This window comes from Baekduia sp. (genome assembly GCF_035318805.1).
GTDB lineage: Bacteria > Actinomycetota > Thermoleophilia > Solirubrobacterales > Solirubrobacteraceae > Baekduia.
Window position 1 is genome coordinate 1 of record NZ_DATHDY010000112.1, and the last position, 11915, is coordinate 11915.

15 protein-coding genes are annotated in these 11915 nt (G+C 72.8%); 10 read left to right on the forward strand and 5 right to left on the reverse strand.

Annotation, left to right across the window (positions count from 1 at the left end; genetic code table 11):
• Nucleotides 1-31: 31 nt before the first annotated feature.
• On the forward strand, nt 32-274 hold the full coding sequence (csrA, locus tag VK501_RS22695) for a carbon storage regulator CsrA (RefSeq protein WP_324341516.1): 243 nt from the start codon (nt 32-34) through the stop codon (nt 272-274).
• Between the two features lie 144 nt (nt 275-418).
• Here the strand turns inward: csrA and VK501_RS22700 are convergent, their stop codons facing one another.
• The 3 genes from VK501_RS22700 to VK501_RS22710 form a co-directional block, all read right to left on the reverse strand.
• Nucleotides 419-658: a hypothetical protein gene (locus VK501_RS22700; RefSeq protein WP_324341518.1), complete on the reverse strand. Its 240-nt coding sequence runs from the start codon at nt 656-658 to the stop codon at nt 419-421.
• Nucleotides 659-669: 11 nt separating this feature from the next.
• Entirely contained in the window at nt 670-1179 is a 510-nt protein-coding gene (locus VK501_RS22705; RefSeq protein WP_324341520.1) for a thermonuclease family protein, read from the reverse strand.
• A gap of 200 nt (nt 1180-1379) precedes the next feature.
• Entirely contained in the window at nt 1380-2468 is a 1089-nt protein-coding gene (locus VK501_RS22710) for a class I fructose-bisphosphate aldolase (RefSeq protein ID WP_324341522.1), read from the reverse strand.
• A 109-nt stretch (nt 2469-2577) separates the two neighbouring features.
• Between VK501_RS22710 and VK501_RS22715 the strand changes: the two genes are divergently transcribed.
• A complete protein-coding gene (locus VK501_RS22715; protein WP_324341524.1) occupies nt 2578-3711 on the forward strand; it encodes a carboxylate-amine ligase in 1134 nt (377 codons plus the stop codon).
• 83 nt (nt 3712-3794) lie between these two features.
• Here the strand turns inward: VK501_RS22715 and VK501_RS22720 are convergent, their stop codons facing one another.
• On the reverse strand, nt 3795-4442 hold the full coding sequence (locus VK501_RS22720; protein ID WP_324341526.1) for a PilZ domain-containing protein: 648 nt from the start codon (nt 4440-4442) through the stop codon (nt 3795-3797).
• Nucleotides 4443-4503: 61 nt separating this feature from the next.
• On the opposite strand from VK501_RS22720, the gene VK501_RS22725 reads away from it, so the two are divergent.
• From VK501_RS22725 to VK501_RS22750, 6 genes are all read left to right on the forward strand, one after another.
• A complete protein-coding gene (locus tag VK501_RS22725) occupies nt 4504-5268 on the forward strand; it encodes a rhomboid family intramembrane serine protease (RefSeq protein WP_324341528.1) in 765 nt (254 codons plus the stop codon).
• A gap of 28 nt (nt 5269-5296) precedes the next feature.
• The gene (locus VK501_RS22730) at nt 5297-5638 is read left to right on the forward strand and encodes a hypothetical protein (protein ID WP_324341531.1); all 342 of its coding nucleotides are present in this window, start codon (nt 5297-5299) and stop codon (nt 5636-5638) included.
• Nucleotides 5639-6316 carry a metal-dependent hydrolase gene (locus VK501_RS22735; RefSeq protein WP_324341533.1) on the forward strand — a complete coding sequence of 226 codons (678 nt, stop codon included), beginning with the start codon at nt 5639-5641 and terminating at the stop codon, nt 6314-6316.
• Nucleotides 6313-6588, forward strand: a complete 276-nt coding sequence (locus VK501_RS22740; RefSeq protein WP_324341535.1) for an Lrp/AsnC ligand binding domain-containing protein — start codon at nt 6313-6315, stop codon at nt 6586-6588. The genes VK501_RS22735 and VK501_RS22740 overlap by 4 nt, the downstream gene beginning before the upstream one ends.
• On the forward strand, nt 6585-7193 hold the full coding sequence (locus VK501_RS22745) for a hypothetical protein (RefSeq protein ID WP_324341536.1): 609 nt from the start codon (nt 6585-6587) through the stop codon (nt 7191-7193). The genes VK501_RS22740 and VK501_RS22745 overlap by 4 nt, the downstream gene beginning before the upstream one ends.
• A 517-nt stretch (nt 7194-7710) precedes the next feature.
• Nucleotides 7711-8634, forward strand: a complete 924-nt coding sequence (locus tag VK501_RS22750; protein WP_324341538.1) for a ribonucleotide-diphosphate reductase subunit beta — start codon at nt 7711-7713, stop codon at nt 8632-8634.
• Here VK501_RS22750 and VK501_RS22755 read toward each other — a convergent pair.
• Nucleotides 8612-9658, reverse strand: coding sequence for a LacI family DNA-binding transcriptional regulator (locus tag VK501_RS22755; RefSeq protein WP_324341541.1), 1047 nt, complete (start codon nt 9656-9658; stop codon nt 8612-8614). The genes VK501_RS22750 and VK501_RS22755 overlap by 23 nt on opposite strands.
• A 138-nt stretch (nt 9659-9796) precedes the next feature.
• Here VK501_RS22755 and VK501_RS22760 point away from each other — a divergent pair, with 138 nt between their 5' ends.
• Together VK501_RS22760 and VK501_RS22765 are read left to right on the forward strand one after the other, a co-directional pair.
• Entirely contained in the window at nt 9797-10303 is a 507-nt protein-coding gene (locus tag VK501_RS22760) for a cysteine dioxygenase family protein (protein WP_324341543.1), read from the forward strand.
• 15 nt (nt 10304-10318) lie between these two features.
• Nucleotides 10319-11914 carry an aromatic amino acid ammonia-lyase gene (locus VK501_RS22765; protein WP_324341545.1) on the forward strand — a complete coding sequence of 532 codons (1596 nt, stop codon included), beginning with the start codon at nt 10319-10321 and terminating at the stop codon, nt 11912-11914.
• Nucleotide 11915: the final 1 nt, after the last annotated feature.

Sequence of the window (11915 nt, forward strand, 5' to 3'; positions counted from 1 at the left end):
CGGTGGCAGGGACGTTGGGAGGCGTCACACCATGCTCGTACTGACACGAAAGTCCAACCAGAGCATCATGATCGGTGACGACATCGAGGTGTCGGTGCTGTCCATCATGGGCGAGAAGGTGCGCATCGGGATCCAGGCCCCACGGGACATCCCGGTGTTCCGCAAGGAGGTCTACCTCGAGATCCAGCAGGAGCGCAACGGCGCCGCCGCCTCCGAGGATCCCCGCGGCGAAGTCAACGAAGCGCTGCGCAAGCTCGGCACCGCAGCCGAGTAGCCCTCCAGGCCTCGCGAAAATCGCCGCCCGGCGATTCTTCGCAAGGTGATCGCCCCCTGGGCGATCACCCCATGAGCCGGCCCGCCCGGGCCCGCGAAAATCGCCGCCAGGCGATTCTTCGCAAGGTGATCGCCCCCTGGGCGATCACCCCATGACGTAGTACAGCGTCTCGAACATCGCGACGGTGACCAGCACCGCCGTGGCGACGAGGATGAGGACGAGCAGTCCGAAGCGCATCGAGCCGCGCTTGTGGGTCTTGTCCAGCTGGCGCTTGCGCGCGCGCACGACCGCCTCGCGGTGCAGGCGCTCGGCCCGATCGCGGTCCTGTTCCATCTCGTCGACGAAGGCCCGTTCCAGCTGGGCCAGGCTCTGACGCATGCGCATCGGTTCCCAGCCTACCTCTCGCAGGCGCTCCATAACCCTCGCCGGGCCCGCTGCGCGTCGCGCGCGAGCGCCCGAAAGCGTGCGGCGTAGCGCACGTTCGGGGCGATCCTCAGTGGCCGGGCGTACCCGCGGCGCACCAGCTCCGCGTTGACGAACACGCCGTCGGAGGCCCGGTAGACGTAGGCGAGCATCCGGCCGTAGCGGTCGCGCGCCTCGGCGTCGGCCACCAGTCGCACGGCGCGCCCGTCCACGAGCTGCTCGTTGGCCGCGGAGGCCTTCTTGCCGAAGCACTGGACCGGCGCGCGCGGCTTGACCGTCTCGGGCGTGTCCATCCCGATGTAGCGCACGCGCTCGGTCTTCCCGCCGAGGGCGACGAGGATCGTGTCCCCGTCGACCACGCGCAGCACGCGCGCGGTCTGGGTCGAGCCGGCGCGCGAGTCCGGCGAGCCGCCCGCACCGCGCCCGAGGCCGTAGCCGGCGGCGAGGAGGACGACGAGGATCCAGGGAAGAGCGCGACGCATCGGCCCGTGACCCTAGGTCGTGCGACGGGCGCGACGGGCGCGCCGTTGCAGCTCCGTGACGGCGCCTGCGCGGAGCTGCGCGGCGCCGTCACGGTGACGGCACGGTTAGGGGTGCCGTAGGCGGCCGGCGAGGCCGAGCCCACGACGGCCAGCCGTCGCCGCCGGAGGTGGGTCCCCAGTCGCGATAGCGACACGGTCTCCTACGCGATGGTCACGTCCGGCGACAGGTACACGTCCTGGATGGCGTGCAGCAGCTCGACGCCCTCGTCGAGCGGGCGCTGGAACGCCTTGCGCCCGCTGATGAGGCCCGTGCCGCCCGCGCGCTTGTTGATGACCGCGGTGCGGACGGCCTCGGCGAGGTCGGTCGCGCCCGAGGAGGCGCCGCCGCTGTTGATCAGCGGGGAGCGCCCCATGTAGCAGTTGATCAGCTGGTAGCGGGTGAGATCGATCGGGTGGTCGGTCGTGAGCTGCTCGTAGACCAGCTTGCTCGTCTTGCCGTACGCCCCGTTGAGCTTGTTCAGCGCCAGGTAGCCGCCGTTGGTCTCCGGCAGCTTCTGCTTGATGATGTCGGCCTGCAGCGTGACGCCCAGGTGATTGGCCTGGCCCGTCAGGTCGGCCGCCAGGTGGTAGTCGGTGTCGCCCTGCTTGAACGCGTTGTTGCGCAGGTAGCACCAGAGCACGGTGAACATGCCGAGGCGGTGCGCCTCCTCGAACGCCCGCGAGACCTCCACGATCTGCCGGTCGCTCTGCTCGGAGCCGAAGTAGATCGTCGCGCCGACGCCCACCGCGCCCATGTCCGCCGCCCGCTGGGCCGAGGCGAACATGATCTGGTCGGCGCCGTTGGGGTAGGTCAGCAGCTCGTTGTGGTTGAGCTTGACGATGAACGGCAGCCGGTCGGCGTACTTGCGGCTGACCGCGCCGAGGACGCCGACCGTCGAGGCGATGGCGTTGCACCCGCCCTCGACGGCGAGCTCGACGAGGTTCTCGGGATCGAAGTACTTCGGGTTGGGCGCGAAGCTCGCGCCGCCCGAGTGCTCGATGCCCTGGTCGACGGGCAGGATCGAGACGTAGCCCGTCCCGCCGAGGCGGCCGTGGTCGAACAGCCACTGCAGGTTGCGCAGGACGGTCGGCGACCGGTCGGTGATGCTGAAGACCCGGTCGACGAAGTCCGGCCCGGGAAGATGAAGCAGGGAAGCGTCGATGGTGGTGCTGCGATGCTGCAGCAGCGACTCGGCCTCATCGCCGAGCAGCTCCTCGAGACGCGATCCGCTGAGCACGTCGGTGGTCACGGTCTGTCCTCCAAAGGGGTCATGGCAGGGACTACCGATCATAGAGCCGGAGCCGTGGCGGGCTTGCCCCGCGACAGGGCGTCAAACCCCCGGTAGGGTGCGGCGGCAGATGGAGCATCACTTCACCGGGCCGAGTTACACGATCGGCATCGAGGAGGAGCTCATGATCGTCGACGGCGAGTCGTTCGAGCTCGTCAACGCGATCGAGTCCCTCCTGGAGGACGCGCGGGCTCCGTCGACGAAGTCGATCGACGGTGAGATCAAGCCCGAGCTCATGGAGTCCGTGCTGGAGATCGCCACCAACCCCGCGGCCAACACCGCCGAGGCCGGCGCGCAGCTCCGTGCGCTGCGCCGGCAGGTCCGCGACACCGCCGGGCAGCGCGGGCTCACCGTCGGCTCCGCCGGCACGCACCCGTTCGCCCTCTGGGAGGACCAGCGCATCGCCGCGCGGTCGCGCTACCGCGAGCTGGTCAGCGCGCTGCGCTTCGTCGCGCGCCAGGAGCTCATCTTCGGCCTGCATGTCCACGTCGGCCTCGACGACCCCGACAAGGCGATCCACGTCGCCAACGGGATGCGCGTGCACCTGCCGGTGCTGCTGGCCCTCAGCGCCAACTCGCCGTTCTGGCGCGGCGACGGGACCGGGATGGCCTCGACGCGCCTGCCGATCTTCCGCGCGTTCCCGCGCGTGGGCGTGCCGCCGTCCTACCGCGACTGGGCCGACTACGAGCGCCAGATCGAGTTCATGGTGTCCAGCGGCGTGATGGAGGACTACACCTACCTCTGGTACGACGTCCGCCCGCACCCGAACCTCGGCACCGTCGAGATCCGTGCGTGCGACGCGCAGACGCGCGTGGAGCACACGCTCGGCCTCGCGGCGCTCATCCAGGCGATGGTCAAGGAGCTGGCCGAGCACTACGAGGCCGGGACGCACCTCGGCGAGTACCCGTGGCAGATGCTCGACGAGAACCGCTGGCTGGCGGCGCGGCACGGGCTCGAGGGCGAGCTGGTCGACCTGCCCTCCAACGAGCGGATCGCGACCAAGGCGCTGGCGCGCCGGCTGGTCGACCGCCTGCGCGAGCACGCGCAGGACCTCGGGTCGGCCGACGACCTGGCGGGCGTCGACGACCTCCTGTCGCGCGGCAACGGCGCTGCACGCCAGCTCATCGTCTACGAGGCCAACCACGACCTGCGCGAGGTCATGGCCGAGATCGTCGCCGCCACGTCGGGCGACGGCGAGTCCTAGGCGAAGCCTCGCCCAGGGGGCTCGTTTCGCTGCGGGTACTCGCCCAGGGGCTCGTACCCGCGGTCCCCTAGGGACCCGGCCTCCTACTCGTCGTCTGCGGGTCGCGACCGCGCCTTCGCCGCCGCGGCGGCGAACGCCTCGCGCGCCACGCGCTGGCGCACGGCGAAGATCAGCTGGTCGAGTTCCGCCTCGACGCCGGCGTCGAGGTCGCAGAACGTGACCGCGGTCCCGCCGTCCACGGCGCGCACCGCGCGCGCCTGGCAGCACACCGCTTGCGGCAGCCCGGGCACGGTCAGCTCGACGGCCATCATCGATCCCGCCGCCGCGTGGTGGCCGGCGATCCGGATGCCGCCGGCGCTGACGTCGAGCGTCACGAGCGGCGCCGGGAAGCCGGTCCGGCGTCCGTGCTCGTCCAGCGGCGTCACGCGGACCGACAGGTCGGCGTTCAACCGCGGGCGCAGGCGGAGCGGCCGGACGCCCACATCGTCGGTGACCCAGAAGCGGTGCGTGCCCGGAATCGGGCCCGCGTCGGCCATGCCCGACAGCAGCACGGGGTGGCGCTCGGTGTCGAAGCTCAGCGTCGCGCGGGCCGGCAGCCCCAGCGCTGCGGCGTGTTCCGGGACCTCGGGCTCGAGCACGACGTCCCCGCCGCCGACGGCCACGACGCGGCACGTCGCACCGCCGTTGGAGGCGCGGAGATCGACGATCTGGAAGTCCCGAAGACGCCGCACGATCAGATGATCGGCCCGCGGCTCGCGCACTGGAGCTCTGGGGTCCTAGAATCGAGGTGAGATGGCCGGGACGCCCGACCTGTTCGTTGTCTGCAAGAAGTGCGGGTCGGAGGTCAGCCCGTACATCACCGAGTGCCCGTACTGCGGGACCCGGCTGCGCAAGCGAGCCCCGAAGATCGACCGCCGATCCGGCGAGGCGTCTCCGCGCGCGCCGCGCCGCGGGGTGCGCCCGACGCTCACGCCGCTGCGCACGAACGAGATCCCGGGCATCCGCGGCGACCCGATGGGCCGGCCGAACGCGACGTACCTGCTGCTCGCGCTGTCGCTCATCGGCTTCCTCGTCCTGCCGTTCGTCACCGACGCCGATCTGGCGCTCGCCTCGCTGAGCGGCGACGCCTGGAAGTACGTCACCTCGGCCTTCGTCTATCCGAACAGCTGGTATCAGCTCGCGGTGCTGCTGCCGCTCGGCATCGCGGGCTGGCGCCTCGAGCTGCGCCACGGGCCGGTGCTGGTGATCGCCCTGTTCCTGGCGTGCGGGATCGGCGGCAACGCGATCGCCGTGGCACTCGGCGCCAACGACCTGGTCTTCGGCGCCCCGGGCGCCGCGCTGGGCATGCTCGCCGCCTGGGCGCTGCCCGACATCCTGCGCGCCCGCCACGACGTCGAGCACGACGGCGATCTGCTCGGCGCCCTCGTCCTCGGCGTGATGGTCGCCGCGATGCCGGCCGTCGTGCCGGGCGCGAGCGCCGTGGCCAGCGCCGCCGGCCTGGTCCTCGGCGCCCTCGCCGGACTGATGCTGCTCCGGGGCACCGACACGCGCCGCTAGAAGGCCCGGTCTTCTAGGCTGCGTTCGAGTGCCCGCCCGCCGATTCACCGCTGAACAGGTCGACGCCGCCGTCGCGGCCCTGACCGACGACGCCGACCGCTTCACGCACGCGCAGGAGATCGTCACGCACGCCGCGCCGGGCCTGCAGCGCGTGCTCAACGAGGCGCTCGCGGCCGGCGGCTGGTTCGGCGAGGCGCACGAGGCCCAGGTGACCAGCGTCGCCGAGACCGAGGAGGGCCCGGCCCGCCTCAACGCGCTGCGCACGCTGATCGCCGAGGAGACGCGGCTGAGCATGCTCGTCGGCGTCGCGGTGGGGCTGGAGCTGGCACGAGAGCTGTACGACGTCGACCCCTCAGAGGAGAGCTCCTAGATGAAGATCACGTTCCTGGGCCACGCAGCGTTCGCGCTCGAGCACGACGGCAAGACCGCCCTCGTCGACCCGTTCCTCACCGGCAACCCGAAGGCGACGGCCACCGCCGACGAGGTCGCCGCCGACGCGATCTTCCTCACCCACGGCCACAGCGACCATCTCGGGGACACGGTCGCGATCGCCGAGCGCACCGGCGCGACGGTCGTCGCGATCGTCGAGCTGGCCGGCGAGCTGTCCGAAGCCGGGGTCGAGAACGTCATCGACCCCAACATCGGCGGCACGGCCGACCTCGGCTGGGCCACCGTCCGCCTCACGCCGGCGTGGCACACCTCGACGACGCCGGCCGGCACGGTCAACACGCCCGCGGGCCTCGTCATCGAGATGGGCGACAAGCGCATCTACTTCGTGGGCGACTCGGCGCTGTTCAGCGACCTGGCGCTGCCGGCCCTGCGGGGTCACATCGACCTGGCGGTCGTGCCCATCGGCGGCCACTACACGATGGATCGCTTCGACGCCGTCGTCGCGGCCGACCTGATCAAGGCCGACCAGATCATCCCCGACCACTACAACACGTTCCCGGCGATCGAGACCGACGCGCAGGCGTTCAAGACCGACGTGCAGAACGCCGGCTACGCCGAGGTCATCGTCCTCGATCCGGGGCAGGCGCACGAGCTATGACCCACGCGGTCGTGCTCATCGAGGCCGATCGCGACGCGCTCACGACGCTCGGCAGCGAGCTCGCCGGCCTGGACGGGGTGGCCGAGGCCTACTCGGTGACAGGCGAGTGGGACTTCGTCGCGATCGTCCGCGTGCCGCACCACGAGCAGCTGGCCGAGGTCATCACCGGCCAGCTGGTCAAGCTGTCGGGGGTGAGCCGCACGCAGACGATGGTCGCGTTCGAGGCCTTCTCCGAGCACGACCTCGAGTCGATGTTCTCGATCGGCCAGTGACACGCGCGGCGCTACGCGGCAGCCGCCGGCGCGCGACGCTGCTCGCCGGGCTCGCGCTTTCGCTGACGGCGGCTGCCTGCGGCGGCGACGAGCGCACGGCGACGGTGGTCGGCGAGCCTCCCGCGTCGGTGACCAGCGAGGCGCCGTCCTCGACGCCGGCGACCGTGCCGACGGCCACCACGCCGACGGCCCCGCCCGCGTCGACCACGACGACGCCCACGGCGACCGCCGGCGTCCCGTCCGGCGGCGAGCAGGCGCCCGACGACAACGGCGGCACGCCCGCCGGGGGCGAGCAGGCGCCCGGCGGCGCCGGCGACGAGGAGGCCGCGCGCGTGCCGGCGAGCTTCACGCTGACCGACGCCACGATCTCCCCGCCGCAGATCACGGTGCCGGCGTTCCTGGCGATCGACCTCGCGCTGTCGGCGAAGGGCGGCGCGCAGACCGTCACCGTCGCCGTGCCCGGGGCCGGGCGCATCGACGTCGCCGCCGGCGGCACCGCACGCAAGCAGCTCCCGGGCCTGAAGCCCGGCGACTACGCGGTCAGCACCGCGGCCGGCGGCAAGGCGACGCTGCACGTGGTCAGCGGGGGCGATCCGGGGCCGTAGGGACCGTCCTTCCGCGAGCGCCGGGGCGCGCCGCTCGGGCGCCACGCCGGTGCAGCCCTGGTTCGAGGGCGATGACGACGGATGCGGCCGGCGGCGACGGGGTCTCCGCGACGCCCGGGACGCGGGTCACGAGTGGCGTTCAGCTCAGGCGCTGGACGGGCTGCGCGGCGTGGTCCGGCGGCGATGACGACGAGGCGCCGGCGGGGGCGCCGGCCAGGTCGGTCTGCCGTCGGCGCCGTGAGGGGATCGTTCGGGCGTGAATCGCAGCTTCGCGAGGTCGCCGGCGCCCATGAACGAAACGCATGTCGGATCGACCCCGCATATGGGGGTCGATCGCGCACGGATCGCGCGGGACGCCGGGATCCGAAAACGCATGTCGGATCGACCCCGCATATGGGGGTCAATCGCGCACGGATCGCGCGGATGCCGGCGATCGCGGAGGACCGGCGGCTCGACTGGCCAGCCAGCCAGGACCGCGCTACGCTCACGCCTCCCACCGAGTGCAAGGAGCTGACCCGTGACCGAGCAGGCGACCAAGCGCACCGACCGCGACGACTTCCGCGAGACCAGCGACCCGGCGCTGGACGAGCGCGCCGATCGCGGGGAGGCGCCGCTGCTCGGCCCGCGCGAGCTCTACCTGCTGTGGGAGCGCCAGCACTGGGCGACGCAGGACCTCGACTTCACGCAGGACCGCATCGACTGGCACGAGCGCATCGGCGAGGAGGAGCGCTTCCAGCGCATGTACGGCCTCAGCTCGTTCTTCATCGGCGAGCAGCGCGTCCAGAGCGAGCTGGCGCCGCTGATGCGCGCCGTGCCCGACGAGGACATGCGCATCTTCCTCTCCACGCAGATCGCCGACGAGGCGCGCCACGTCGCGTTCTTCGATCGCTTCTACACCGAGGTCGGAGTGCTGGAGAGCACGTCGCTGCAGGCGCGCCTGGAGGAGACCTCCGCGCACGTCAACCCCGAGTTCACCGTGCTCTTCGACGAGATGCTCAAGGGCAAGGCGGACCGTCTGGCGGTCGCGCCCGACGACCTCGAGTGCGCCTGCGAGTTCGTCACGATCTACCACATGATCGTCGAGGGGATGCTCGCCCTCACCGGTCAGCACTTCATCATCGACTACAACGAGCAGCAGGGCACGCTGCCCGCCTTCGTGGAGGGGTTCACGAACGTCGCCCGCGACGAGCACCGCCACGTCGCGTTCGGCGCCTGGTTCCTGCGCCACATGGCGCGCCGCGACGACCGCTACCGCGAGGCGATCCAGCGCACGCTGACCGAGGTCGCCCCGGTCGCCGACGGCGTGCTCAAGCCCAAGTGGATGGGCGACGCGGGCGACGACGCCCCGACGCTGTTCGGCGTGTCGGTCGACGAGACCCGCGCGTTCGCGATGCAGGCGCTGTCGCGCCGGCTGAAGGTCATCGGGCTGCTGGCGACGTAGGCGCGCGCTCCAGGCGCTCGGAGCCCGTCGAGGCGCGCGTCACCAGCTGCGCGGGGATGACCTCGCGCAGCGTCTCCTGCGGGCCGTCGGCCGCGATCGCCTGCAGCAGGAAGCTGGTCGCCAGCTCGGCGGCCAGCTCGACGTCCCAGAACGTCGAGGTCAGCGGGGGCGCCAGCAGCCGCGACATCGGATGGTCGCCGAAGCCGGCCACGGCGACGTCGCCGGGGATCGAGAGCCCGAGCTCGGCGCACGCGACGTACACGCCGTAGGCGATCGACTCCGACAGGCAGAAGACGGCGGTCGGGCGGTCCTCGCCGCGCAGCAGCTCGAGCGCGAGGGGCATGGAGCCGTCGAGCGAGTAGGCGCAGGCGACGACGTCGCAGGCGATCCCCAGCGCGCGGGCCTGCTCGGCGACGACACGCTCGGCCTGGCGGTCTGGCGAGGTCGTGACGGCCCATGAGAGGACGGTGACGCGGCGGTGGCCGAGCGCCCCGAGGTGGCGCAGCGTCTCGGCGACGCCGCCGACGTTGTCGAAGACGACCTCGCCGGCGGGCGCGACGCCGGGCAGCGCGTCGCCGATGGTGACCGTCGGGGTCTGCTCGGCGATCGAGGCCCAGCCACCCGAGCTGGGGCCGATCGGCACGACGACGAGGCCGTCGACGCGCTGGTCGACGAGGCGCTTGGCCATCTCCAGCTCGCGCGCGGGCTCGCCGTCGGCGTCGGCGACCAGCGTGCTGCGATCGGCGGTGTACAGCGAGCGCTGGACCGCTCGCACCAGCTCCTGGTTCCAGAAGTCCGCGAGGCTGCCCACGAGCAGGCCGACGACGCCGGTCTCGCCCCCGGCCAGGGCGCGCGCGATGGGATCGGCCTCGTAGCCCAGCTCGTCGGCGGCGCGGCGCACGCGCTCCTCGGTCTCGGCCGAGACGTGCATGCCGCGCAGCGCGTAGCTCACCGCAGCTGGGGACAGGCCCGTGTGCTCGGCGAGCTGCCGGATCGTCGTGCGCTGCCTCGGTCGTTCGGCCACCGCGCAGAGCGTACCCCTCTGGACCGGCAGGCCCTTGACTTCGGACCCGCCAGGTGACATACCTCTGAACCGGTTCACTGAACCGGTTCAGTGAACCGCATCACTGCCCGGACACCTCCTCGATCCAGGACGCACCGCATGATCACGCCGCTGATGGCCGAGCTGACGCAGGACCTCTCCCGCTCCGAGCTCAACGCCCTCGTCACCGCCATCGCCGCCCAGCCCGACCGCTGGCGCCACCTCGTCCGCACCGAGGGCGAGGACCGCCACTACGAGGAGCTGTGGCGCGACGCGCACGTCGACATCTGGGTGATCTCGTGGATGAGCGGCAACGACACGGGCTTCCACGACCACGACGTCTCCCAGGGCGCCGTGGCGGTCGTCGCCGGCGAGCTGGTCGAGGAGCAGCTGCGCATCGACGGCACCTCGGCCCGCAGGCGCCATCGCGCCGGCGAGGCGTTCGACTTCGACGCCTCGCACGTCCATCGCGTCCTCCAGGACGCCGACGCGCCGGCGGTCTCGATCCACGCCTACTCGCCGCCGCTGTCGCGCATGGGCGCCTACACGGTCGCCGAAGACGGGCTGCTGCGCCGCGCGTCGATCTCCTACGTCGAGGAGCTGCGGCCCGCCGCCGCGGCGGCCTAGGACCGGGCCGGGGCCGTGCCGGGCGCCGGGATCGGCCGGTCCACCGCGCGCCGTCCGGTGCCCGGCGTGGTGGTCGACGGGCGCCTGGGGCTGGACGCGCTGTGGGCGATCGCGCACGGCGCCGCGCGGGTCGAGCTCGCGCCGCTGACGCTCGCGGCGGTGGCGCGCAACCGCGCGTCGCTGGAGGAGGCCGTGGCCGCGGGCGCGCCGGTCTACGGGCTGACGACGGCCGTCGGCGCGCTGGTCACCGAGCCGGCCGACGTGGGGCGGACGCAGGAGGCGGCGCGGTCACTGCTGCGCAGCCACGCGGCGGGGGTCGGGCGCGACCTGGCGCCGGAGCTCGTGCGCGCGGCGCTGGCGGCGCGGCTGAGCACGCTGGCGTGCGCGCACTCGGGCGTGCGCCCAGAGCTGCTGCTGGCCATCGCCGCGTTGCTCAACGCCGACGTGGTGCCGCGCGTGCCGGCCGGGTCGCTCGGGCCGGTGGGCGAGCTGGCGCCGGCGGCGCACGCCTACCTGCCGCTGATCGGCGAGGGCGAGGTCCGCGACGCGCGCGGGCGGGTGGTCCGCGGCGCCGCGGGCCTGCGCTCGGTCGGGCTCGCCCCGCTGCCGCTCGACGGGCGCGAGGCGCTCGCGCTGTTGTCGGGCACCTCGTTCCCGGCGGCGATCGCGGCGCTGGCCGCCGTGCGGGTGCGCCACGTGCTGGCGGCGGCCGACGTCGCGGCCGCGGTGGCCTTCGACGTCCTCGACGGAGCACTGCCGGCGCTCGACGCGCGCGTCCACGCGCTCCATCACCTGCCGGGCCAGGCGCGCTCGGCACAGCACCTCCGGACGATGCTCGCGGGGCGCGACCGGCCGGCGCACGCCGCGGCGCCCCTGCGCCTGCAGGATCCCTACTCGCTGCGGTGCGCGCCGCAGATCCACGGCGCCGCGCGGACGGCCGGGAGCTTCTTCGCCACGATCGTCGAGGGCGAGCTGACGTCGGTCACCGACAACCCGCTGGTCTTCGACGACCCCGCCGAGGTGCTGTCGTCGGGCAACTTCCACGCGCAGGCGCTGGCGATGGCCTGCGACACGATGCGCGCCGCGCTGGCCGACCTGGGCTCCGTCTCGGAGCGCCGCACCTACCGGCTGGTCTCGCCGAGCACCAACGGCGCGCTGCCGCCGTTCCTGACCGAGCACCCGGGCGCCAGCGGCTACATGATCCTGCAGTACACGGCCGCCGGCCTGGTGAGCGAGCTGCGCCTGCTGGCCCATCCGGTGGCGTGCGACAGCGTGGTCGTCTCCGACAACCAGGAGGATCATGCCTCCAATGCGATGCTCGCCGCCAACACGCTGATGGAGTCGCTGGACCGGATCGAGACGATCGTGGCCGCCGAGCTGGTGTGCGGATGCCAGGCGGTGGACCTGCGCGCGCGCCGCGACGGCGGCCACGCCGGGCACGGCACGCTCGCCGCCCACGCGGCGGTGCGCACGGTCGTGGCGCCGCTGGACTGCGACCGCCCGCCGGCCGGCGACGTCGCGGCGGTCGCCGAGCTGGTGGCCGCCGGCACGTTCACCGCGCTGCTGGACGAGCTCCTCGCCGCGGCGCCCGAACCCACGAGAGGACCCTGAC